The sequence below is a fragment of the Cupriavidus sp. 05N38 genome, from assembly GCF_056397345.1.
Genome location: NZ_JBFTNF010000026.1, coordinates 16,284 through 38,552 on the forward strand (window position 1 = coordinate 16,284; position 22,269 = coordinate 38,552).

General features: G+C 64.8%; 20 protein-coding genes, 1 pseudogene and 1 riboswitch. Of the genes and pseudogenes, 14 read left to right on the forward strand and 7 right to left on the reverse strand.

The features are described 5' to 3' along the window. Positions 1 to 37 precede the first annotated feature (37 nt). The 4 genes from AC1DK4_RS19355 to AC1DK4_RS19370 all read left to right on the forward strand — a co-directional run bounded on the left by AC1DK4_RS19355 (position 38) and on the right by AC1DK4_RS19370 (position 9,329). Positions 38 to 844, forward strand: a complete 807-nt coding sequence (locus tag AC1DK4_RS19355; RefSeq protein WP_441649974.1) for a peptidyl-prolyl cis-trans isomerase — start codon at positions 38 to 40, stop codon at positions 842 to 844. Between the two features lie 145 nt (positions 845 to 989). After that, a complete protein-coding gene (locus AC1DK4_RS19360) occupies positions 990 to 8,063 on the forward strand; it encodes a beta strand repeat-containing protein (protein WP_441650006.1) in 7,074 nt (2,357 codons plus the stop codon). Then, positions 8,060 to 8,701, forward strand: a complete 642-nt coding sequence (locus tag AC1DK4_RS19365) for a hypothetical protein (protein WP_441649975.1) — start codon at positions 8,060 to 8,062, stop codon at positions 8,699 to 8,701. The genes AC1DK4_RS19360 and AC1DK4_RS19365 overlap by 4 nt, the downstream gene beginning before the upstream one ends. Positions 8,702 to 9,158: 457 nt before the next feature. Beyond that, positions 9,159 to 9,329: a hypothetical protein gene (locus AC1DK4_RS19370; protein ID WP_441649976.1), complete on the forward strand. Its 171-nt coding sequence runs from the start codon at positions 9,159 to 9,161 to the stop codon at positions 9,327 to 9,329. Positions 9,330 to 10,083: 754 nt separating this feature from the next. Here AC1DK4_RS19370 and AC1DK4_RS19375 read toward each other — a convergent pair. Then, on the reverse strand, positions 10,084 to 10,626 hold the full coding sequence (locus AC1DK4_RS19375; protein ID WP_441649977.1) for an RNA 2'-phosphotransferase: 543 nt from the start codon (positions 10,624 to 10,626) through the stop codon (positions 10,084 to 10,086). Positions 10,627 to 10,765: 139 nt separating this feature from the next. Here AC1DK4_RS19375 and AC1DK4_RS19380 point away from each other — a divergent pair, with 139 nt between their 5' ends. The 3 genes from AC1DK4_RS19380 (at position 10,766) to AC1DK4_RS19390 (ending at position 11,825) form a co-directional block, all read left to right on the forward strand. Then, entirely contained in the window at positions 10,766 to 10,936 is a 171-nt protein-coding gene (locus AC1DK4_RS19380; protein WP_441649978.1) for a hypothetical protein, read from the forward strand. 115 nt (positions 10,937 to 11,051) lie between these two features. Then, positions 11,052 to 11,453, forward strand: a complete 402-nt coding sequence (locus AC1DK4_RS19385; protein ID WP_441649979.1) for a hypothetical protein — start codon at positions 11,052 to 11,054, stop codon at positions 11,451 to 11,453. 9 nt (positions 11,454 to 11,462) lie between these two features. Then, positions 11,463 to 11,825 carry a hypothetical protein gene (locus AC1DK4_RS19390; RefSeq protein WP_441649980.1) on the forward strand — a complete coding sequence of 121 codons (363 nt, stop codon included), beginning with the start codon at positions 11,463 to 11,465 and terminating at the stop codon, positions 11,823 to 11,825. 305 nt (positions 11,826 to 12,130) lie between these two features. Here AC1DK4_RS19390 and AC1DK4_RS19395 read toward each other — a convergent pair whose 3' ends face one another. Then, positions 12,131 to 12,805, reverse strand: coding sequence for a DUF6946 family protein (locus AC1DK4_RS19395; RefSeq protein ID WP_441649981.1), 675 nt, complete (start codon positions 12,803 to 12,805; stop codon positions 12,131 to 12,133). Between the two features lie 355 nt (positions 12,806 to 13,160). On the opposite strand from AC1DK4_RS19395, the gene AC1DK4_RS19400 reads away from it, so the two are divergent. The 3 genes from AC1DK4_RS19400 to AC1DK4_RS19410 all read left to right on the forward strand — a co-directional run bounded on the left by AC1DK4_RS19400 (position 13,161) and on the right by AC1DK4_RS19410 (position 14,756). Beyond that, complete coding sequence (locus AC1DK4_RS19400; protein ID WP_441620150.1) at positions 13,161 to 13,943, forward strand: trypsin-like peptidase domain-containing protein; 783 nt, start codon at positions 13,161 to 13,163, stop codon at positions 13,941 to 13,943. Between the two features lie 146 nt (positions 13,944 to 14,089). Then, entirely contained in the window at positions 14,090 to 14,413 is a 324-nt protein-coding gene (locus AC1DK4_RS19405; RefSeq protein WP_441620148.1) for a hypothetical protein, read from the forward strand. Between the two features lie 58 nt (positions 14,414 to 14,471). Next, positions 14,472 to 14,756 (forward strand): hypothetical protein, encoded by a 285-nt coding sequence (locus AC1DK4_RS19410; RefSeq protein ID WP_441620146.1) that lies wholly within the window; start codon positions 14,472 to 14,474, stop codon positions 14,754 to 14,756. A 281-nt stretch (positions 14,757 to 15,037) separates the two neighbouring features. Here AC1DK4_RS19410 and AC1DK4_RS19415 read toward each other — a convergent pair whose 3' ends face one another. The 5 genes from AC1DK4_RS19415 to AC1DK4_RS19435 form a co-directional block, all read right to left on the reverse strand. Continuing rightward, positions 15,038 to 15,292, reverse strand: coding sequence for a translation initiation factor 1 (locus tag AC1DK4_RS19415; RefSeq protein WP_441620145.1), 255 nt, complete (start codon positions 15,290 to 15,292; stop codon positions 15,038 to 15,040). A gap of 103 nt (positions 15,293 to 15,395) precedes the next feature. Continuing rightward, positions 15,396 to 15,617 (reverse strand): translation initiation factor IF-1, encoded by a 222-nt coding sequence (gene infA, locus AC1DK4_RS19420; RefSeq protein ID WP_441620143.1) that lies wholly within the window; start codon positions 15,615 to 15,617, stop codon positions 15,396 to 15,398. Positions 15,618 to 15,689: 72 nt separating this feature from the next. Further along, positions 15,690 to 15,911, reverse strand: a complete 222-nt coding sequence (locus tag AC1DK4_RS19425) for an isochorismatase (RefSeq protein ID WP_441649982.1) — start codon at positions 15,909 to 15,911, stop codon at positions 15,690 to 15,692. A 522-nt stretch (positions 15,912 to 16,433) separates the two neighbouring features. Continuing rightward, complete coding sequence (locus AC1DK4_RS19430; protein WP_441620139.1) at positions 16,434 to 16,703, reverse strand: GTP cyclohydrolase; 270 nt, start codon at positions 16,701 to 16,703, stop codon at positions 16,434 to 16,436. 149 nt (positions 16,704 to 16,852) lie between these two features. Then, on the reverse strand, positions 16,853 to 18,652 hold the full coding sequence (locus tag AC1DK4_RS19435; protein ID WP_441649983.1) for a methyl-accepting chemotaxis protein: 1,800 nt from the start codon (positions 18,650 to 18,652) through the stop codon (positions 16,853 to 16,855). Between the two features lie 320 nt (positions 18,653 to 18,972). Then, positions 18,973 to 19,078: riboswitch (SAM-I-IV-variant riboswitch) on the forward strand. Between AC1DK4_RS19435 and AC1DK4_RS19440 the strand changes: the two genes are divergently transcribed. The 4 genes and pseudogenes from AC1DK4_RS19440 to AC1DK4_RS19455 all read left to right on the forward strand — a co-directional run bounded on the left by AC1DK4_RS19440 (position 19,044) and on the right by AC1DK4_RS19455 (position 22,202). Continuing rightward, positions 19,044 to 19,547 carry a DUF3293 domain-containing protein gene (locus AC1DK4_RS19440; protein ID WP_441643448.1) on the forward strand — a complete coding sequence of 168 codons (504 nt, stop codon included), beginning with the start codon at positions 19,044 to 19,046 and terminating at the stop codon, positions 19,545 to 19,547. It overlaps the preceding riboswitch by 35 nt. A 26-nt stretch (positions 19,548 to 19,573) precedes the next feature. Continuing rightward, positions 19,574 to 19,777, forward strand: a pseudogene (locus tag AC1DK4_RS19445) (methionine adenosyltransferase domain-containing protein); the annotation flags it as partial. After that, positions 19,764 to 20,909 (forward strand): ADP-ribosylglycohydrolase family protein, encoded by a 1,146-nt coding sequence (locus tag AC1DK4_RS19450; RefSeq protein WP_441649984.1) that lies wholly within the window; start codon positions 19,764 to 19,766, stop codon positions 20,907 to 20,909. The pseudogene AC1DK4_RS19445 and the gene AC1DK4_RS19450, both read left to right, overlap by 14 nt. Before the next feature lie 21 nt (positions 20,910 to 20,930). Further along, entirely contained in the window at positions 20,931 to 22,202 is a 1,272-nt protein-coding gene (locus AC1DK4_RS19455) for a DUF445 domain-containing protein (protein WP_441649985.1), read from the forward strand. Positions 22,203 to 22,269: the final 67 nt, after the last annotated feature.

A 22,269-nucleotide genomic window follows, 5' to 3' on the forward strand; every position in this document is an offset into this window, starting at 1 on the left:
TTCGCCTAACCGATACCCGATCTCCAAGGAAATGAATATGCAATCCCAGATTCTCCGCCTGGCCGCCATCACCGCATTGGCCTTTAGCCTGCAGTCTGCCTTTGCCGCTTCGGTGAATGGCGTGGCAATCCCCGACGAGCAGATCACCCGTGCCATTCAGCAGGCGCGGCTCCCCGATAACGACGCGACGCGCAACGCCATCAAGCAGCAGCTGATCGCGCATGAGCTGTTCCGCCAGGAAGCGGCCAGGGACAAGGGGCTTGAAGCCCGGCCCGATGTGCAGCAGGCCCTGCGCGAGGCGAAGAACACCATCCTCGCCCAGGCCTGGCTCAAGGACCATATCAAGCCGGCGGCGGTCACCGAGGAACAGGTGCGCGCCCGCTACAACGCCATCGTGGCAAGCCTGGGCGACAAGGAATACAAGGGGCGCCTGATCGAGGTGGCCGACGATGCCGCCGCCGCCACGACGCTCGCGCGCATCAAGGCCGGCGAGGACTTCGTCAAGGTGGCGCAGCAAGTCAGCCTCGCACCGTCCAGGGCCAGCGGTGGTGCGATGGACTGGCTCAGCTTCAAGGTGCCGGCGCAGGAAGGCCAGACCCAGAACCTGCCCTTGCCGCTCGCGCAGGCGCTGTCCACCCTGCCGGCTGGCGCGGTGAACGCCACCCCCATTGCCTGGAACAACCGCCGCTTCCTCGTCAAGGTCGACGAAGTGCGCGCGACCCAGGTGCCGGCCTATGACGCCGTCAAGCCCGGTATCCAGCAAGCGTTGCAGGCGCAGGAGCTCCAGCGGGCGACGACCGCGCTGGTCACGCAACTGCTAGGCAAAGCCAGGATCACGCAGTAAGGCGGCGCGCAAAGCCCGTCGGCGGCTAGCTGCCGCCCTCCGACGCAACAAGTCCAAAGCATCGTCAGGAAGCATCATGTACCGCGAGAAACGAGTGTCTCTGCCTCAGGACAACGCACAACCCGATCCATCGCCCGGCATCTCCATGGCGGAGCGTGGTCGTCGCAGCGTGTGGGTGCGTGCGCTCGCGGGAGTGGTTGCCATCACGACGTGGCTCGCGCCGCTGCAGGTGTCCTTGCAGCAGGCCAGGCAGGCGGCAGGGGCGCTGGCGGCGGGCGCCGCCGATCCGGCCAGTCTTGCGGCACAGTCTGGTGCCGTGCGGCAAAGCCTGTTGCGCTGGGCGGTCGCGCACCTGCCGGTGACGGTCAGCTTCGGTTCCGCGGCAGCCCATGCAGCGCCGATCACCGACCCGAACGCGCCGGTACGTTTCACCCCGTCGATCACCACCACCATCGGCCCGGGTGCGCCGGAGGGCGGCGTGCCCGTGGTGGGCATCACCACGCCCAACGCAGCCGGCATCTCGCTCAACCAGTACCGATCCTTCGTGGTCGACCCGATCGGCCTGATCCTCAATAACAGCACCACCGGCGGTGGCACCTTCCTCGGTGGCCAGGTCGGCGCCAACGCCAGTCTCGTCACCTCTGGCCCGGCGGCCCTGATCATCAACCAGGTCACCAGCCAGACGCCCGCCCGGATCAACGGCACCATCGAGGTGTTCGGCGCCCCGGCCGGGGTCGTGGTCGCTGCACCCGGCGGGGTCTATACCAACGGCGCGAGCTTCACCAACACCACCCAGGTGACGCTCACCACCGGCGTGCCGCAATTCCTGTCGGCCGCGGGGACATCCACCAGCTTCGATGCCGCCACTGCCGCTGGCTTCCTCGTGCAGGGCGGGCGGGTGCAGATCGCCAACCCGTCGCCGGGTAATCCGAACGGTGTCGGTATCGAGGGCACGGTCGGCGATATCAACCTGATCGCCGAATCGATCGGCGTCGATGCGGCGCTCTACGCAGGCAACCAGATCAACCTGGTGGCCGGGCGCCAGATGGTCACGCCCTCGGTGACGCCCTCAGACGGCGGCTTTGCCACCACGGCCACTGGCGCCAACAACGCGGCCAGCAACACCACCGCCGCCAACGGCCTGGCGATCGACGCCACCGCGTTCGGCGCCATGACCGCCGGACAGATCCGCATCGTCAGCACCGCCGCCGGCCTCGGCGTGCGCGCCGACGGCAATCTCGCCGCGTCGGCCAGCAATCTGACGCTCGATGCCGCTGGTAACCTGAAGGTCGGCAACACCTACGCCAAGCAGGCGGGGGCGCTCAATGCCGCCGGTTCCGTCATGGCGTCGGGCAATGGCCAGAGCGAGGCCGGATACACCGTCAGCGCCGCGCAGGACGCGACCCTGGGCGGCACGCTGAGCGCGGGCAAGGCCGTAACGGTTTCCGCAGGCGGTTCGATCAACGGCGCCGGTGGCGTCCAGGCGCAGAACGCAGTGAACCTGGCCGCTGGCGGCAGCGTGGACGTAGGTGGGGCGGTGAGCGGCGCGCAGATCGCCATCTCGGCCACTGGCAACGACGGCCGCGGCGACATTCACCTGGGCGGCGATGTCGCCTCGCCGGGCACGATCCGATTCAACGCCGCGCGCGACACCACCATTGATGGCAGCGCCGTGTCGGCTGCCGACCTGGACCTGTCGACCCGGCGCAATCTCGCCATCAACGGCATGGCGGGCAGCACCGGCGGCAACGTGTCGCTCGCCGGCGTCACCGGCAGCGTCACCACCACCGGTAATGTCGTGTCGCCCGGCACGCTTGCCGTGAGCGCGGGCACCGATGCCAATCTCGGTGGCCAGGTGCTCGCCACCGGCCCCGTGAACGTGACTGCCCGGAGCGGAAGCATTACCACCAGCGGCCAGATCGGCAGCAATGCGGACCTGACCCTTGCCGCCGCGCAGAACGTCACGGTGGGTGGCCAGGCCCAGAGCGCGGGCAAGACCACCATTACCGCCGCCGCCGGCAGCGCCGCGATCAACGGCGCGCTGACCAGCGATGGCGACGCGGCCATCTCGGCGGGGCAGAACGCAAACGTGGCCGGCAGCCTGGCCAGCGGCGGCAACACCACGGTCCAGGCAGCCGCTGGCTCGGCCGCCGTGAGCGGCGCCCTCTCCAGCGTGGGCAACGCCATTGTGAACGCCGGGCAGAACGTCACGCTGGGTGGCAGCGTCCTGACTGGCGGCAATCTGTCGGCCACGGCGGGGCAGAGAATGCATGCCGGCCAGCTCACATGGGTGGGCGGCAATGCCACCTTGCGCGGCACCGACATTCAGCTTGGCTCGACGGCGACCCAGGCCAACGCCGTCAACGGCACGCTCGATGCGGTCGCCACCCGCGGCCTCGCCCTGACCGGTGACACCACGGCCACCAACGTCACGCTGGGCGGCCAGTCGATTGCCAACAGCGGTGCGACGCTTGCCGCGCGGCAGCTCACCGTCAACGGCGGCACCGTGACCAATACCGGGACGCTCGCCGGCAACCAGGTCAGCGTAAATGCCGCCGATCTGGTCAACCGCGGCACCGTCGGCGGCCAGACCGCCAACGTGACGGCGGCGAATTCCCTGGACAATGCCCAGGGCCTGATCGCTGGCACCGAGGCCCTGACCGTGACCACGGGCGCGCTCGCCAGCAACCAGGGCGGGACCCTCTTCGCTGGTGACCTTGCGGGTTGGGCGCCCACGGTAGGCGACCTGACGCTGTCCGTCACAGGTGGCAACGGGAGCTTCAACAACGCGGCAGGCCAGATCCTGGCGGGCAACAACCTCACGGTCAATACGCCGAACCAGGTGTTCGACCCGTCGGCGGCCACCACCGGCACGCTGAACGCCAACGCCACCCTGACCCTCGTCGCGCAGGCCGTCAACAACACCGGCATGTGGAACGTGCCGGGCGGCAGCGTGGTGCTCGGCGCCAGCCAGGGCATCACGAATTCCGGCACGATCCAGAAGGCCGGCGACCTGGCCCTGGCTACCGGCGGCACGCTCACCAATTCCGGGCAGATCGTAGGCGGCGGCAATCTGTCGCTGTCCGCCGGCACGCTGACCAACTCCGGCACCGTGCACGCGAATGGCGATCTGGCACTGGCCGGTAACGTTGCCAACAGCGGCACCGCCGAGGCACTGGGCAATCTGACCGTCACCGGCGGCGACTACGACAACCGCGGCGGCACCACCCAGGCGGGCGGCGACATCAAGGTCGATCTCTCCGGCACGCTCAATAACATCGGCAGCGTGATCGGCGCCAACGGCAACCTGCACATCGCCGCCGGCTCGGTCATCAATGACCGCACCGCCCCGGTCGATGCAGGTAGTTCCACCACCAAGGTGGTCAACGACAGCCTGCTCAATTCGACCATCATCGGCAGCTATTCTCCCTGGCTACCAGGGGGGTCTTGCGACAGTTGCTCCGCCTATGTACCAGGTGCACGCACCAATATCACGCTGGCCGACGTCACGCGCAATCCCGACGGCACCGTGCTGTTGGTCCTGGGCGCGGAAGTCATACCCTCGAACGGGGACCAGCAACTTGCACAGGCGCTGTGGCACCTGATCCCGGGCACCCTGGGCAGGAATAGCGTGCCACCTTTCCTCCTGATTCCCGACCACATCCGCAATATCGGCGGCATCCCCACCGTCGACCATACGGTCGTACGGCAAGTCGACGGCACTGCTGGCCAGATCATCGGTCGCGGGAACCTCGACATCACTACAGCTTCGCTTTCCAACAAGGGCGGTGTGATCTCGGCGGGCAGGGATGTCACGCTCAATGTCGGCAGCCTGGACAACAGCCGATCTGCCACGCTGATCAACAGCGAAGGGTATTCGGTGAATCAGGGCGAGCTTTCGGCCTTCATGGCGCAGCTCACGGCACTGACAAGGGACAATGGCGGCGTCTACGGGGCGGGACCGTTGGTTTATGGCACGCCCCCGAGCATGAGCGCCTGCGACTCCTGCACCGCGCCGCCACCGTGGTCGCCTGTCGCGCTGGGCCAGACTGCTACCGGGGCGACAGCGATCGCGCCCAACCAATCCACCGTCAGCCACCAGCTCGGCAAGGCCGGCCAGATCACCGCCGGGGGCAACCTGAGCCTCACCGGCACCGGCGACCTGACCAACGCCGGCGACCTGGCGGCAGCGGGCAAGATCGCCATCAAGACGCCAGGCACCTTTACCAACCAGGGCCTCCACGACAGCAAGATCACCACCACGCCGGGCTGCGTGGCCGGCGCGCCGGATTGCCCGGACGACAGCAATCCCCGCGTCGATACCCTGGCCTGGCAGCAGACGCCCAGCACCGTGGCGGCCGGCCAGACGCTCACGGTGAGCGCCGCCAACATCCAGAATCTGAACGCCACGCTCGCCGCGCAGGGCGATGTCAGCCTGCACGCGACCAACAGCGTGACCAACCGGGCTGGCGCCATCCAGTCATTGGCGGGCGATGTCTCGATTACCGCGCCGACGCTGGTCAACGCCACCATGGATCCGGTGCGGCTGCACAAGAGCTACGGCGGCCAGAATCCGCCCTACGCCGGCGGCTGCAATCCCGCCGGGACTTATGGCAACAGCCAGTGCGCGGCCGACGAGGATAGCGCCGCGGGCCCGGCCGGCGTCATCTCGGCCGCGCGCGACGTCCAGCTGTCCGGCACGACCTTGACCAACAAGGGCGCGCTCATCACCGGCGGGCGCAACGTGACGGTCGGCATGGCCGGCGCGATCGACAACACCAGCCTCCCGCTGAACGCCGACTGGGTGGGCCGCTGGCAGGAAGACCGCAGCGGCGGCGACCGCTGGCACGACACCGCCGGGCGAGCCACGCTCGGCAGCCTGGAGTCCGGGATTCAGGCAGGCAATACGCTGTCGGTGACGGCCGGTGGCCAGGTGCTCAACACCGGCAACCTGATGGGCAACACGGTCGACCTGACCGGCGCGGCCCTGGTGAACGGCTACACCAGCCCGGCCCAGCCGACGCCGCCCGCGACCGGCGCGCAGCAGGTCATCTCGCTGGGCCCGGTGGTGACGCCGGGCGGCGCGGTACCGGTCGCCACGCCAGTCAATAACCCCACCACGCCCTGGCAGTTCAACCCGGTCATCGTGGCCACGCCGTCGGCGCCCACCACCGGCAGCAGCCCAAGCGTCGCCTGGCACTTCAACGCCAACCTGGGCGGCAATCCGGTCACCGTGCCCACCGGCACCACCGACCGGGCGCAATACCTGAACAACAGCCCGGCCACCGCCGTGCTGGCCGGCGTCACGCCCGACAGCCTGCTGGCGCAGCTGCCGGCCGAATTGCGCCCGGGCAATGTCAGCTTCTATTACGACCCCTACACCGAGGGACAAAAGCTGCAGCAAGCCGCGCTGCAACAGACGGGCCAGGCGAGCTTCATCAATGGCCTGGCCTGGGACAGCCAGAACCAGCTGTCGGTGACGGACCTGGAGAAGCTGAGCCTCTACAAGAATGCGGCGGATTACGCCAAGGCGCACAACATCGCGCTGGGCACGGCGCTGACGCAGACGCAGATCAACGAGCTCGACAGGCCGCTGCTCTGGTACGTGCAGCAGGCGGTGCCGGACCCGAACTGCAACACGGTAGCGAGCACGGCGTGCCCGACGGTGAACGCGCTGGTACCGCAGGTGTACCTGCCGGAAGGCTATGCGCAGGCGCTGACCAAGCCGACCGGCGGCATGATCGCCGGCCAGGAGGTAACCCTGGACATCGCCGGCCAGCTGCGCAACAGCGGTGTGATCACGGCGGGCGACACGCTCAATGTGAAGGCGGGCAGCATCGACGCTGCCCCCAATGTGGTGGACATCGGCACCTCGGCCTACAAGGCGCAGGGCGGCTGGAACGTGATCACCGGCACGGTGGTGCAGCCCGGCGGGTTCATGAGCGCGATGCACATGAACATCGAGGCCGACAGCATCCGTGCGATCAACGATGCGTTCCTGGTCCGCGGTGCCGACGGCACGGTCGACGAGGCCGCGACCGTGGCACTGGTGAATCAGTTGAAGGCCAACCTCGGTTTGAACTACACCGAGGGCACGGTCGCCGACGATATCCATACGCAGTTCATCAAGGAGAAGAAGGGGTTCGGGCCGCTTGGCCAGATCGTCATGATCGTGGCGGCGGTGGCGCTTGCCGTGGTGACCGCCGGCGCCGCAGCTGCTGCCTTGACTGCAGCGCAAGTCGCTGCAGCCGAGGCGGGTATGGCAACGCTGATTGCGACGGGATCCATCGCGGAAGCGACCGCTGCCGGCGGGATTCTGGCGAGTTCGGCATTTGCCGCCGGAGGCATGGCCAACCTTGCCATTGCCGGCGCGCTTGGCAGCATTGCTTCCAGTGCGGCCATTCAGCTTGGCGTGACTGGCACGATCAAGCTCGATCAACTGGCGACGGCAGGTATCGCGGGAGCGGTAACCGGGGGGCTGGCGGGGTACTTTGGATCCAGCTACGGCGTGGACCGTCTGCTGGCGTCTGGTGTGGCTGGTTGTGGTACGGCTGCGATGCAGGGCGGCGATTGCAAGTCCGGGGCAATGACGGGCTTTGCGACGGCTGCTGTTGCTTGGGCAGCCGATGCAATGCGGCAGGACCAGATTGAGTCGTCCCAGCGATTCAAGGGTGTCTACGATACAAGGGATGAAGATGGAAGACTGGTTTCGAATGCTACTGGACCCAGCTCTGGCATTAACGGCGACGGCATGAAGATTGCCGGGACGCGCGTTAGCGCTGACGACTTGCGAAAATACGGAACAGTTGTCGAGCGACCGGATGGGGCTTGGGATTTCACCGGAACAGGAATCAACCCGGATACGAATGACAAATGGACTCTGCCTGAAGCTCTCAATAAAGAGGGGGGCCTAACCGGCGGATTCCAAGGGCTGCCAGGTACCCTTGCTAAGTCACCTTATCCTCCTGGCACGTTCACGGACAAGGTGCTGGAGTCATTTGCCGGCCCTCATGACTATCTAGGCAGTTTGACTGCGTATGACAGCTTGGGAAATCTAAAGGAAGGGATGACGAGCTTTCAACGCATGATGTTTGAGATCCAGACCGATATCGATATTCCATTGGCAGCTCCATTCGCTGGCGTGACATTGCTCAATCAATACGGTATAGATTGGTCCGTATTCCGTAACCAGAGCCAACAATCGAAGGATGCCAAATGAGTGGAATGAAGTTAGTCTTCCCCTTTCTGGTCATAGCCTGCTCGGGTTGCTTCCACTCGCCGCCGAACTACCCCGGTGCTGGCGGTGAGAACATCGACCCGTCTCGCTATGTTGATGCAGCATGCACTGATTTGACCGGTCGGTATGACGGGAGGGGCGAACTTCTGGATGGAGATGCCACTGCGCAAGGTTGGGCAAAGACCAGGCGTTTAGACAATGTATTCCCATTTGCGAAAGCGGACGAAGTGTCTGCAATTGACGACGCATCTAGGTCTGAGACAGGACGCTTCCAATACCCAAAGGACGGGCAAGTATCGCTGGTAAGGCAACGGATCTTCCAAAGTAGGTTCACATATCCCAACGGGCGAAGTGCGATACAGCGGTTTTCCTTTGAGGACAACAAGCGCTTCGTTTGTACTGGGGCTGATGGAAAAATAACCTGGGGCGGCGCGAGCAAGGGGGGGCGTTCCGAATTTGGACCGAATACATCTGATTCGGTGGCCATGCTCTACCTCGATGAGCGTGGCGATCTCATCTATGAGAAATCTACGCAGATTCACATGAATATGCTGCTTGGCGCGATTCCTACTGGGACAGCCAGACACTTTGCGAAATATAGATTCAAGCGGATCCAATGATCAAAGCCCCCTTCCGTCTCCGCTCACGCCGTCGGTGGCTCGCCGCGGGCTATTGCCTGGCGCCTTCCGCCTGTGCCCAAATGATTTCAATAGCACCATCGACCATCGAGGTCTCGCAACCAAGCGAGGCTGCCCGACGCGTCCAGATCCTTATGGCCACAACCGTCACCGGCTATTCCCGCACGCTGGCCGACAAGTCGGTCCGGCCGCGTGCCGCAGGGCGACGTTTACCGGCCCGTCGGCACCATTTTCACAATCGAGGGCCGCAAGGTCCACGAGGCCTACCTGGTCATCCGCGACAGGACCCTGGGGGGCTTCTATTTGCCCGGGGAGCAGAACTATTCCCCGCTATCCACTGCAGTAGCTTTGAACTTGGGAGAATCGGAATGAAACGGGTTGCGCGCATGCTGATCTCCGGACTGGCGGTGTCGTCGCTGCTGGCGGGGTCGCTTCGGGCGTGAAACACGCCGACATGGCGGCGTCGATTCCGACGCTGAAGCCCGGCGAGGGCCGGGTCTACTTCCTGCGCTCGGCGTCGATGTTCGGCGCCGCGATCCAGCAGGATCTGCGTTTTAACAATCAGGTGGTGGGAACAGCACCGCCGCTGAAATGCGCGCGCCATTGGTAGCGATGGTGAGGGCGCTACATCCTTGGGAATGATGAGCGTTGAAACCTATGGTCATCGACAGCTTTCTCGGGACGTTCGGCAAAAGTTGGAGCTCGCGCTCGATCTGATCAGAGGCGGGAGGCTGATTAGTCTCTCTGCAGTCAGTTAGATTTTCTTGGATTTGTTGCCGCAAACAGTGCGACGTCCAGGGCAACCTCCGATTGATACATGGCAGCACGATCAAATGAAATGACAAAATGATGAATTAAATATATTTAATACTATTTCCCGCACTACTCACGGCCTGCCTACAAGGGGCAACTCAGCCACCGCGTATCACTGGGGGAAAGAGATAATGAGGCAGTTTCTTTACAATGGCCCGCTTCTACCTGACGGCTTTCGACTACCGGCTGACTATCAGCGTTTGGTCAGCGAGAGTGCCTTACCCGACATAGAGCCGTGGTTCTTCCTCTGCCGAGACATGGGGGCTACGCTTTCTTACTATGGAGCAATGCTTCAGAAGTTTCCCGGTTCGCCCCTTGTTCCATTTGCCATGGTGAATGACCAATCTGGCCACTACAACGATGGGTGGGTTGTGCTGGCTTGTTTTGATGGCAACGATAGATCAGCGAATCCAAGGGTCTGTATCTATGATTACTCAACGCCAACCAGATCCCCATGGGACCGCACCTATGCCAACTTCGCTGCGTGGATTGCGACGGCAGAGAAAGAGTCAGCCCGCTACAAGAGGGAGCGGACTGACAATGAATAGCTGCTATTCGCGGATGAAGCAAAACGGAACATGATCTGTCAACCACACTCCGTTCTCGGCCTGAAAGAATTTGAAACCCTGCTGGTGCATACGCAGGGCTTCAATCTCTAGCACGATCGGTTTGCCATAGCGTTGTCCGACGGCGGTAGCTGTCTGTGCGTCCTGCGACAAGTGCACATGGTGACGTGACCCTGCCATAAGTCCCTGTTCGCGAATGGATCCCAGGAAGCGCGTCGCCGTGCCGTGGTAGAGCAATTCGGGCGGCACCTTCTCGCAGTGCTCGCGGCTTACGCTTGCAGTGGAATGTCCCTGAACTGCGCGGATACGCTGACCATCGCTAGAGATGGCAAACCGTTTCTTGTCGCTGGTCGCCACAATCGTTTGGAGCATGTCTCGATCAATAATGCGACCTTCTCTAGTTGCCGCCGCAAGCAGGTCGTCGATATTAGCCCAGCCCTCAGTGTCTAACTGTATGCCAATGTGAGGTTCATGGCGTAGGACGTAGCTCAAGTACTTGCTTGTTTCGTCAAGTTGCTTGCTGCTCATGCTCATTCTGTGTGTCGTTTTGTACATGGCCTTGAGCATAGCCCTCAGCAAGGGAGGTGGGCAACTAACTGCTGTGTGATGTACCTGCAGCACTGATCGCAGGTATCCATTGTCGCTCCGACTGGAAAGGGACCTTGACATGGAACTGCACAAGGAGAGGGTGGGCTATGAGACGATCAAGGCTTGCGTGCTGGAAACGTATTTCGATGGATGCCGGGACTTGGCCGTAGGTTTGACGGGTGTCGCTCCGCAACTTGCCTGCAACTTGGGCGAGCCGCTGGGGTTGCGAATTGAAGTTGGCTTACGCTGAGAGATTTCTCTTCGTTGTCTGGGCAGACGGGGCCAGCATGGACCATCGATATACCGAAGGGGGTCGTGGGCACAACATACGATCCCGAGATCAAGTTTCTCGATGGAGGTAATCCATGAGACAGATTGAGCGCATTGATGAAATCATTCGAGATTCGTTTGGCCTTTGGATCACAGGCCTGTTTAGTGCGATCAGTGCATGGAACCGAACCCTCTCGTTTGAGGAACACAAGACGGCATTCTTCTGGTTGATCGAGCAACTGCTCCGAGCGGGGAAGATCAAGTTTGCTGCTCCTAGAGCGGACTGCTATACATCGCCCGAAAACCCGCATCCACGATTTACGATTCATGATGACGAAGCCCAGTGGCACGAGCCTCCGGAAGCAATTGTTGCGCACCTTCGTGCCCAATGGCCGAAGCATGCGCATAACGAGAACGATCTCGATCTAGTGACATATTTTTACAGCATACCTGGCGTTATCTGGGTCGGAGACGATGGAACGCTTGTAGCGTCGTAAAGATAAACAATGATCGTTTGCTATGCGCGGGAACGCGGCTATCAAGGTGACGACGTAGATCCAAGTTTTACCTTGGAGAAGGAGTATCTTGCTCTTGGTGTACTGTTTTTTCCTGATGGGCGGCCGGCACTGGTAACCCTTCAGCGAGACTCTGACGCGATACCGGTCGTGATTGAGCTCCGATATCTCGATGTTATCGATCCAGTAATTCCTGCTGATTGGTGTTTATTTGAACTTGGTGATGGTCGCTACGGCGTTAGGCCGAAGGAATTTGGTGGTGATTTCTGGGATCGTTACCACGACGGAGAACCTCATGCGGGAAAACTCTTCGAGCAGGTAGTTGACAAGCTCAAGGCCTTCCACAACATCTGACCCTGCGAACGCCAGCCGACGGTGTCCTTCTCTCGCTCAACAGAAATTCGCGTTGCAAATACACCATGCGGCAACTCCACGCCCAGACAAAAGATATCGGTTCGAACTATGCACCGCTTCATCGTTTCATTGCCAAGTGGTTCGTCGCGGCGCTGCTGCTCCCGATTTCCGCGATCAGTCTCGCGCGCTCGCTCCAAGTCCCCGATATCAGGGATTACGAGAAAGCCCACGTCGCATACCACGCTGTAACATCAAAATCCGCTATCCAGCTCACCAAAAAGCTCCGGCGTCTGYGCCGCCCCCCCCTATCGCTCAAGATACCGCGCCGCCCCGCAAATCCACCCCAGATGCAATTCCGTCTTCGCCAGCCGTCCCGCGCCATGAATGTAGTTGGGCCTGGCATCCACATCGAACAGGGCGGCAAAGGCGCGGTAGTCTTCAAACCAGGCATTGGTCGGACTGAACGAATGCACGAGCATCACGGCGTGATCGGCGTTGAAGCGCTCCGCTTCCAGGATGGCGGAGGCGGTCCTGTGGAGTAACTGGTACCGGATCGACGAGGGGACGGCCCGCAGGCCGAGCGTATGCGCGAGGAAGTCGAGGCGCAGGTGCTTTCCGGGCGATGCGGCTTCGAGCCACTCCGCCACGGTGCGGTCGAACGGTTCCGAGACTTTGCCTTCGACGGCAATGGAGATGAGCTGGTCGTCGCGCTTGCCGAGCACCCAGATGTCGTTCTGGGATTGGGTGATGCCGCCCGGCAGCGCGACCTGGTGCTCGGGGATGCCCATCAGCATGGCCGTGCCCCGCAGGACGGGATTGGCTTCGATGGCATTGGCGATTTCGGCGGGGAAGCCGTCGGCGTCCTGCCAGCAGTGCGCGAGCGTGCGGGCCGGGTAACCGGTCTTCCAGTGCTTCAGCGGCTCGGCAAGGAAAGGGGCCCAGTCATCGGCCACCGCGGCCGGGATGTAGATTCTGCTCATGGCGCGTCCTCCTGCGGCATGGCGCATCGCGCTGACGCGCTGTGGCCATCGGAGGCAACGTAGCAGGGGACGGCATGGGTCATCTGTTCGGTTGCCCATAGAGAGACAGAGAGACCGTCGCGGCGGCGAAGGCAGCCGTCGGGCCTTCGATTTGTGATCGTTGATGACTGTGGCTCGCCGCTGCGGCGTGGAGACCGGCGCTGCATCTGCTGCGTTTGACACGTCAGGCCCGCATCTATATAACCGATCGGGCGGGCTCCTCCTTCGCGTGCCACCGCATTCCGGATTGCCGTAATCCGCCTTTCCCCGTCGTGCGCGGGATTCACCCGCGCGACGACACGCACTCCAGGCAAACATGGTCGAATCCATCCTGCTATGCGCAGTCCGCGTTTCGTCCTTCGAGGGCCAGCAAGGCCTGGCCAACGCCAGCGGCTTCTTCTTCGAGCGCGGCAAGCATCTGTTTGTGGTCACGAGCCGCCACGTTTTCTTCGACGAGCCCACCGGCCACCATCCTGACCGCATCGAGATCGAGCTGCATCGGGAGGCCGGCAACATGGCCAATTCGATCGGGTTTTCGATCCCGCTGTATCGCAACGGCCTGGCGGTCTGGCGCATCGGCGAGGACGGGGGCGGGCCGGTGGACGTGGCGGTGGTGGAGCTGGAGCGTACTGCGCTGCCGGCGGGGCTGGTGTATCGCGCCTTTACGCCGGATCACCTGGCCCAGCCGTCGGACCATGTGGAGGTGGGCGATTCGCTGCTGATCGTCGGCTTTCCGCTGGGGTTTCACGATGCCTTGCATCACCTGCCGGTAGCGCGGCAGGCGGTGGTGGCTTCGGCGTTCGGGATGCGTTTCCAGGGGCAGGGCTTCTTCCTGACCGACGCGCGCACGCATCGCGGCACCAGCGGTGCGCCGGTGGTGATGCGCATGCGTGGCACGCGCGGCAAGCGGCATGATCTGCCGTGGCTGCTGCTGGGGGTGCATTCGGCGCGCTTCGATGTGGGTACGCGCGACCTGGACGAGGACGAGGCGCTGGGCCTGAATTCGGCCTGGTATGCGGACATGCTGATGACGCTGACGACGGAGTCGGGCGGTGCCGCGGGCAAAATAAGATCGTCGAAGCCCCCTGCTTCGGAGTAGAGTGGGATACCTGGGCCAGGAGGTGGGCAATCCTGGTGTGTTACTGTCGCCAGCCTGCCCGGCGTCCCGATCGCGGCTGGATGCCGGCGCTGCCTTGCCTGCCGCGCAGGCTCCGCCGCCTGGCGGGGCACGGTGCAGGGGTGCCAATGTTAGATCTCGTCGCTTTCATCAAGCCGGTGCTCGACGAAATCACGGGCCAGGACGTACGTACCTGGCCGGTGAGGCAGCATGCGGTCAACGCCAACTGGCAGATTCCCGATACCAGCAGCTGCGCCTGGTCGGCCAGGAAGGTGGAGATCGAAATCGCGCACGAGGCCGCGGAGCAATTGCGTTCCGCGGACCAGCGTGCCTTATATCAACTGCAGCGCGGCCTGGACCGCTTTCTGCGCGCACGGCTGGGCTCCCGGAGCCCGGCAGGCTGCTCGGACGGGGTGATCGTGATCGTGGTCGATCGCCTGGTCCCGTTCTAGCCGGCGTGCGCCAGGGACGGAGTGGCCACAGGCAACGCTGCCGCATGGAGCAAACTACGTGAACAATACGCCTAGCGCGAGCTACAAGGGCTTTGATCTCTACCCCCTGGTCTACAAGGTCCAGCCCACCCAGTCGTGGCCCCGCGCCAAGCCGGATCGCAGCTTTACCGCGTCCGTGGTGATCTGCCGCGAAGGCTATCGGCCCGGTGGCGAGCGCACCAAGGTGTTCCGTCTGGAAAGCGAAGAGTGGGAGAACATCGGCACCGCGCGCCGTGGCGCGGTCAAGTTCGGCGAGGACATCATCAACGGCCTGATCGCCGGTGAGTCGGTGACCACGCTGTAGTCCTGCTGCCTTGTCGATCTGCAGGGTTGCCCGGCGGCACACATTGGCACCGTCGGCACCGTCGGTGCCGATATGTGCCGCGCATTTGCTCGCAACGAGCGATGCGGGCCGGGCCGGTGCGTATGCGCCGGGCTGGCAAGCCAGGGCGGCCATGCCATGGATCTGAATCTTGTCGTTCCCGCGCCTCGTTCCGGCGGCGCCATGCCGCAATGAACGGGACCGGGCGGGAATGCCGGGTGTGACGGTGGCGCGGCGATGGCCGCGACCTGGCCCGCCTGGCCTCAGACGCTGAAGGCGGGGCTGCCGTAGCGTTCCAGCAGTTGCTCCAGCACTTCGAGCTTGTCGGTGCGGGGCGTGCGGTCTTCGATGGCGCGCGAAGGGCCACCGTAGGTCGCGGTGACGTGGCGGCGCACCGTCAGCAGGTCATCGGCCGGCGCTTCGCGCGTGACGGCGGGGCCGGGCACGTGCTGGTAGCTGCCGGCGACCCATCCGTTCGGCGTCAGGTGCATTTCTTCCCATTCTTCACTGACCGACATTCCGTTTCCTTTTTCACGTTGATGAGTTGATGCTGCGAGGGGTGCGCCCCGGCCGCGGGCATGGGCGCCGCGGCTTGCGCGCGTGTGGTCCTGCGCGCCGGCGTCAGAACTTGTGGCGGTAGTTGATGCGGCCCTTGGTGAGGTCGTAGGGCGACATCTCCAGCGTGACACGGTCGCCGGCCAGGATACGGATGCGGTTCTTCTTGAGCCGCCCGGACGAGTATGCCCACACCTGGAAGCCGTTCTCCAGGATCACGCGGAAGCGATTGTCGGGCAGGACTTCAGACACTTTGCCGCCAAATTCCACCAGTTCTTCTTTTGCCAAGGATGATGCCTCTCTAGGTTGGGTGGCGTGCGGGCGCGGTGCAGCGCACCGGCCATGCACGCCGTGGTGTCATTACTGCAGGCGCATGCCCGCGGCGACGCGCTCGGCGGCAAATCGCGCGGCCTGCTTGGCCTGCGCTTCGGTGCCGTGGGTGGCGTGGCGCATCGAGACATTGGCGACGATGTGTTCGGCACCGCTGCGGTATTCGCTGATCATGTACGTGGCGAACCACACGCCGGGTTGCTGCTCGATGGGGTACACCGACACGGTGTACGGGGATGCTTTGTGTTGCAAGGTATGTCCTGGATCTGGGCGGACGATCCGAGGCGCGCCTGCGCACGCACTGTGCGCGACGGGTTCTCTTCGGTAGTCGCTCGCCGTATGGATTGCCCAGCGCCGTCGTTGCCGCGCACATGCGCGAAAAAAGGGGGCTGGCGGAGAGTGGACCGTGCCTGCGCTGTCTGCACACGCGGATAGCCCTGCGTGGCGCTGCGGAGCGGCTTGTGCCGCGGGTCGGATGGGTGAGGGGCGTGTATTCGCCCCGAATTTGCCGGGTGCTTTGCCCGGCTATTTGGCCACTGCGGCGGGGAGCCCGCCTGCTATCGCGGTGAGGCGCACGGCTAGCGCCAAGGCTGCCGGCAAGCTTGCATCGACGCACGTTCGCACATCGGCAAGACGGCAGATCATAACACCGATCGCGTTATGCTGCCGAATGGGGGTGTGGCGTGGCGCATGCGTCTGCCCGGCGCGATGTCATGCGGCGGGTTGCTGCGGGTCGCCGTTTGGTTGCTGACTATGGCCGCTGACTATGGCCGGCTACTTGTGCGCAACGGAAGTGGACATGCCATCGATGACGGTTCGCGCATGGGTCACTGCCAGCGCGATGGCGTCATGCGGCGTGCGGGCGGTCTGTTGCTCCAGCGGCGGCACCAGCCGCAGCGATCCGCTGTCGCGGCTGACCTGGGTGATGGTGACGGTAGCCAGGAAGCCCGCGAGCGCGGACGCATTGTCGGGATTGCCGTCAGAGGCACGGCGCACGATGGCGGATACCTTGAACCCCTTGTAGATCGCATTGTTCTGAGACATGATGATCTCCTTTCTCCGTTGAGCATACGCCGCTTGCACGGATAAGTACGATTTAGTTTGGGGCGCGCGGCGTGGCGCCGTGGTGCCTCGCGGGCTTGCCCCGCTTCCCGCACCGCTTCCCGCACCGTTGCCCGCCCGCTCTCGCTGCCCTACTCCAGCCTGAACTGCCCCACCACGCCCGCGAGCCCGCCGGCCTGCGCCTGCAGCGCGGCGGCCGCGGCGGTGGACTCCTCCACCAGCGCGGCGTTCTGCTGCACCATCTGGTCCAGCTGGCTCATCGCGCGGTTGACTTCCTGGATGCCGCGCGTCTGCTCGGCCGCGGCGCTGGTGATCGCGGAGACGATGCCGGTCACCTTGCTCACATTGCCCACGATCTCGCTCATGGTGTCGCCGGCGCGGCGCACCTGGCCCGAGCCGGAGCTCACGCTGCCCACGGTCGACTCGATCAGGGTCTTGATCTCCTTGGCGGCCTGGGAGCTGCGCTGCGCGAGCGCGCGCACTTCGCCGGCCACGACCGCGAAGCCGCGGCCTTGCTCGCCCGCGCGCGCCGCTTCCACCGCCGCATTGAGCGCGAGGATATTGGTCTGGAAGGCAATGCCTTCGATCACGCCGATGATGTCGGAGACCTTCACCGCCGCGTGCTCGATCTCGCCCATGGTGCGGATCGCGTCGCTGAGCGCGGTGCCGCCGCTGGCCGCCACGCGCGAAGCGGCAATGGCGGATTCGTCGGCCTGGTGCGCGGAGCTGGCGGACTGCCCCACGGTGGCGGTGATCTCCTCCATCGAGGCCGCGGTCTGCTGGAGGCTGGCGGCAGCGCCCTCGGTGCGGCGGGACAGGTCGACGTTGCCGGCGGCGATCTCGTCGGCGGCGGCGCGCACGGATTCGCTGGCGTCGCGGATCTGGCGCATCACGCCGACCAGCTTGTCGGCGAAGGCGTTGAACGCGCGTGCGATCTGCGCGACTTCATCGCTGCCGTCGGCAGGCAGGCGCTGCGTGAGGTCGCCGTCGCCGGAGCCGATGGCGCTCATGGCGTCGCGGATCTGCGAAAGCCGGCGAAACGAAACTGCGGTCACGCCGGCCACGATGGCGGCGGCCACGCAGGCAATCACCAGCAGTGCCAGCAGCGATGCCATCAGCACGGAACGCATGCCGGCGGTCGCCTCGGCCTTGTCGAGTGCGATCACGGCGATCCAGTCGGTGCCGGCAATCTCGCGCGCGCGCAGCAGCTTGGGCTTGCCGGCCACCTCCACTTGCATCGGCGTGGTAGCGCCCAGCAGCGGGGCGAGCTTGTCGGCGTCCAGCGCGGGCACCAGCTCGGCGATGGGTTTGAGCGTGAGCTTGTCATCGCGGTGCGCGACGATCTGCCCGCCCTTCGTCACCAGGATGCCGAAGCTGTCCGGCGTGGGGTGGATGGACCTGACGTTGGCGATCACGCTGTCCATCGCCACGTCGCCGCCCACCACGCCTTTCACGCTGCCATCGCGCACGATGGGCGCGGCAAACGTCACCACCAGCTTGCCGCTGCTGGCGGCCACGTAGGGCGGCGTCACGATCGGCTTGCCCGCGGCCACGGCCTGCTTGTACCAGGGCCGCGCGGTCGGGTCGTAGTCGGGCTTGAGGCCGCTCGCATCCGAGAAGCGATGGCTCTTGTCGGGGAAGCCCACGTACACCTTGATGAAGCCGCCCGCGTCGGACACCTGCCTGAGCGCGGGAATGGGATCGGGCTGCAGCGCGGCGTCCTGCAGCGAGCTGATCATCTGCGTATGGCTGGCGACCCAGTCCGCAATGGCGTCGGTGTGGCCGGTCTGCACGGCGGCGAGATTGTTGTCGATGGCATCGGCGTTATACGCGCTGGCCACGACATGGTTGAGAACGGCGTTGACGGCTAGCGCCGCCACGACGATGGCCACGGATAGGGCCACGATGCGTGCGCGGAGGGAGGAAAGCATGTGATGGATTCTTCTCTGGTTGGCCCGGGTGGGGCAAGGGGGCTGCCGTGGCTATTACGGTAGGGATGTGGCGGACTTGAGCGCATTGCAGGGACGCACCACGCCGGTGCCAAAACGCGTTCGGAATGCCGGATAAACGGCGGTTTTCGCGGTCGGATTCCCGAACGCGCGGGGTTTGTCCGGCTGCCTCTGCGCGCGCCACCCCGAAAGACATGGCGCGTCTCTTCGCGGGTCCGCTTCGCGTTGCTGCCCGCGCGCTTCGCACCTCGCGCAACCGGCCGGGCGCCCTTGACACCCCCGGGGCCCGCATGTTTCAATCCGTCCCACATTCTGATTTGGGTCGACGCCCATGCCAACCTGCCTTCCCGGGCAAGGTGGATCGCGAGAGCGGATGTGGCTCCTGGAGGAGCAAGCAAGCGGGCAATGCGTCGACCCTCCTTTCACGGAGGGTTTTTTGCTTTCTGGCGCCGGCAATTCAAGTATCGATCCGAAGATCATCCAGGCTTACCGGGAGACGCACTATCACGTCCGCGGCGCGACGCCACTCACGCTGAACGTGGGCGAACCCAATCCTGCGCTGGCCGCGCTGCATGCGGCGGCGGGCGTGGACTGCAGCGCGTTCATCACCGCGTGGAACCCCTTTAGCCAGCAGGAAGACGATCCCGCCGCCAATGCGGTTCGCCAGCAGGCGCTGGTGCGCGAACTGACGCAACTGGGCCTGCGCTGCATCGACGGCATAGGCCAGCATCCGACCAACGGCTGGGATGGCGAGGAGAGCTTCCTGGTGCCCGGCCTGTCACTGGATGCGGCCAGGGCGCTCGGGGCGCGGTACGGGCAGAATGCCGTCGTCTGGAGCGGTGCCGATGCCGTGCCGCAACTGATCCTGTTGCGATAGCGCCCGCGCCGCCTGTGCGGGCTTGCGCCGCGGCGCTGGCGAGTGAATTCGATCTGCGCCCGCAAGGCATCATCGAGACGCCGGATCCGCTGCGCCCGATCTACTATCCAACTGCGGCGTACGGCCATTTCGGGCGCGAAGACCTGAGCCTGCCGTGGGAAGCCGTGACTGAACAAAACAAGTCTGAACAAAGCAAGTCTGAACAAAGGAATCTGCATGAACTCGCCTGATTGGATGCATCCCGTGATGCCCGGCACTGCGGCCAACGTTTCCGCACCAAGCCGCTTTCGCGGCTGCCTGCTCGGCGGTGCCGTCGGCGATGCGCTCGGCGCGCCGGTGGAATTCATGTCGCGCGAGGAGATCGTGGAGGAATTCGGGCCGCAGGGCATCACCGGCTACGCCCGCGCCTACGGTGGCTTCGGCACCATCACCGACGACACGCAGATGACGCTGTTTACCGCCGAAGGTTTGCTGCGCGCCTGGGTGCGCGGCAGCGGGCGTGGCGTCGGCAGCTATACCGGGGTGACGGCGCGCGCCTACCTGCGCTGGCTGCAGACGCAGGGCATGCAGCCCGCCGCGACGATCAGCATGGGCGGCGCGCCGGGCTGGCTGTTCCAGCACAAGGCCCTGCACAGCCGCCGCGCGCCGGGCAACACCTGCCTTGCCGCGCTGGCTGCGATGAACAGCCTCGGCGAGCCCGCGCGCAACCACAGCAAGGGCTGCGGCGGCGTGATGCGCGTGGCGCCCGCGGGCCTCTTTGTCTGGCGGCGTTCCCAGCTGCGCTCCCCCGAGCAGGCATTCGAGCTCGGCACCAAGCTGGCCGCCCTGACCCACGGCCACCCGACCGGGTCGCTCACCGGTGGCGTGCTCGCCGCGATGATCGGCGAACTGGCGGGCGGCGCGACGCTGGCCGCCGCGCTGGACGCGGCCAAGGCCTGCCTCGCCACGCATCCCGATCACGAGGAAACGCTGCAAGCCATCGAACAGGCCGAGGCGCTCGCCGCCGCCGGCGCCGCACATGACGACGCCATCGCCGCGCTTGGCGAAGGCTGGGTCGCGGAAGAAGCGCTGGCCATCTCGATCTATTGCGCGCTGGTCGCGCGGGATTTCCGCCATGGCGTGGTGCTCGCGGTGAACCATGACGGCGACTCGGATTCCACCGGCGCGATCACCGGCAACCTGCTGGGTGCGTTGCTGGGCGAGGAGGCGATTCCCCCGCATTGGCTCGAGCCCCTGGAGCTGCGCGAAGTGATCGCCGAGATCGCCGAAGACCTGTGCGCGTTTCCCACCTGGGATATCGGCATCGATTCGAAGGATGAGAAGCTGGTGCAGCGGATTTCGACGAAGTATCCTGCCTCCTGACCGCACCATTCCGGACCACGCATGCAGCAAGAGAAGGAACTCCGCTCCGCAAAGCGCAAGGCGCTCGCGCTGCTGTTGCTCGCCTTCGCCGTCTTCGTCGCCACGGTATTGCTGCCGCATGGCTTTCTGACCGACTGGGTGCGCGCGGCGGCGGAAGCCGCCATGGTGGGTGGCCTGGCGGACTGGTTCGCGGTGGCTGCGCTGTTCCATCGCATCCCGCTGCCGGGGCTGGCCGGGCATACCAATATCATCATCCGCAAGAAGGACGATATCGCCGACGGCCTTGCCACCTTCGTCAGGGACAAGTTCCTCGACGTGCCATCCATCGTCGCGCTGATCGGCAAGCACGACCCCGCGCAGGTGGTGGCGCAGTGGCTGGCGTCGCCGGCCAATACGCGGGAGATCGGCGATGTGGTGGCCAGGGCGGCCGGCACGCTCCTCGATGTGATGGACGAGAAGAACATCCAGGACCTGATCCGCAACGCCGCGCACACCATGATCGGCAAGGTGGACCTGTCCCGCTCGGCCGCCACCATCCTCGAGAGCCTGACCGAGAACGGACGCCACCAGGCGCTGCTGGACGAATCGCTCGCGCAGCTGATCGCCCTGCTGAACGAGCCGGCCACGCGGGCCTTTATCTCGGAGCGCATCGTGGAGTGGCTCAAGAGCGACCACCCCAGGAAGGAGCGGCTCCTGCCCAGCGAATGGATCGGCAGCAACGGCGCCGACCTGATCGCCGCCGCGCTCGGGCGCGTGCTGGGGCAGGTGGAGGCCGACGACAGCCACCAGCTGCGCAAGGCGTTCGATACGGCCGTGCAGAAGCTGATCGCGCGCCTGAAGGACGATCCCGCCTTCCATGCCAGGGCGGAGCAGATCCGGCAGCAGCTCAGGGGCGACAGCGCGCTCAATGCGTATATCGGCAGCCTGTGGACGGACTGGTGCCGCTGGCTCAAGCAAGACCTCGCGCGCGAGGACTCAGTGGTGCGCCAGCGGGTGATGGAGGCGGGGCACTGGATCGGCGCGGAGCTGACGCGCAACACCGCGTTGCGCGCCTCGCTCAACGATCACCTGCGCGACGCGGCGCGCGGCATGGCGCCGGATTTCGCGGACTTCATCACGCGCCATATCAGCAGCACGGTACGCGGCTGGGATGCGCGCGAGATGTCGCGGCAGATCGAGCTGAACGTCGGCCGCGACCTGCAGTACATCCGCATGAACGGCACGGTGGTGGGCGGGCTGATCGGGGCCGCGCTATACCTGCTGGCGCAGTTGCCGGGGTGGATCGGACGGTAGCGGACGCGCCGCCAGGCGGCGGCGCGAGTCCGGCAACAAGGACAATAAGGGCAAAGAGCGCTTAGCG

Bases quoted from the DNA above. Each gene is read 5' to 3' on its own strand.
- AC1DK4_RS19355 (WP_441649974.1), top strand. From the start codon at position 38: ATGCAATCCCAGATTCTCCGCCTGGCCGCCATCACCGCATTGGCCTTT.
- AC1DK4_RS19360 (WP_441650006.1), top strand. From the start codon at position 990: ATGGCGGAGCGTGGTCGTCGCAGCGTGTGGGTGCGTGCGCTCGCGGGA.
- AC1DK4_RS19365 (WP_441649975.1), top strand. From the start codon at position 8,060: ATGAGTGGAATGAAGTTAGTCTTCCCCTTTCTGGTCATAGCCTGCTCG.
- AC1DK4_RS19375 (WP_441649977.1), bottom strand. From the start codon at position 10,626: ATGAGCAGCAAGCAACTTGACGAAACAAGCAAGTACTTGAGCTACGTC.
- AC1DK4_RS19380 (WP_441649978.1), top strand. From the start codon at position 10,766: ATGGAACTGCACAAGGAGAGGGTGGGCTATGAGACGATCAAGGCTTGC.
- AC1DK4_RS19385 (WP_441649979.1), top strand. From the start codon at position 11,052: ATGAGACAGATTGAGCGCATTGATGAAATCATTCGAGATTCGTTTGGC.
- AC1DK4_RS19390 (WP_441649980.1), top strand. From the start codon at position 11,463: ATGATCGTTTGCTATGCGCGGGAACGCGGCTATCAAGGTGACGACGTA.
- AC1DK4_RS19395 (WP_441649981.1), bottom strand. From the start codon at position 12,805: ATGAGCAGAATCTACATCCCGGCCGCGGTGGCCGATGACTGGGCCCCT.
- AC1DK4_RS19400 (WP_441620150.1), top strand. From the start codon at position 13,161: ATGGTCGAATCCATCCTGCTATGCGCAGTCCGCGTTTCGTCCTTCGAG.
- AC1DK4_RS19405 (WP_441620148.1), top strand. From the start codon at position 14,090: ATGTTAGATCTCGTCGCTTTCATCAAGCCGGTGCTCGACGAAATCACG.
- AC1DK4_RS19415 (WP_441620145.1), bottom strand. From the start codon at position 15,292: ATGTCGGTCAGTGAAGAATGGGAAGAAATGCACCTGACGCCGAACGGA.
- AC1DK4_RS19430 (WP_441620139.1), bottom strand. From the start codon at position 16,703: ATGTCTCAGAACAATGCGATCTACAAGGGGTTCAAGGTATCCGCCATC.
- AC1DK4_RS19435 (WP_441649983.1), bottom strand. From the start codon at position 18,652: ATGCTTTCCTCCCTCCGCGCACGCATCGTGGCCCTATCCGTGGCCATC.
- AC1DK4_RS19440 (WP_441643448.1), top strand. From the start codon at position 19,044: ATGTGGCTCCTGGAGGAGCAAGCAAGCGGGCAATGCGTCGACCCTCCT.
- AC1DK4_RS19450 (WP_441649984.1), top strand. From the start codon at position 19,764: ATGAACTCGCCTGATTGGATGCATCCCGTGATGCCCGGCACTGCGGCC.
- AC1DK4_RS19455 (WP_441649985.1), top strand. From the start codon at position 20,931: ATGCAGCAAGAGAAGGAACTCCGCTCCGCAAAGCGCAAGGCGCTCGCG.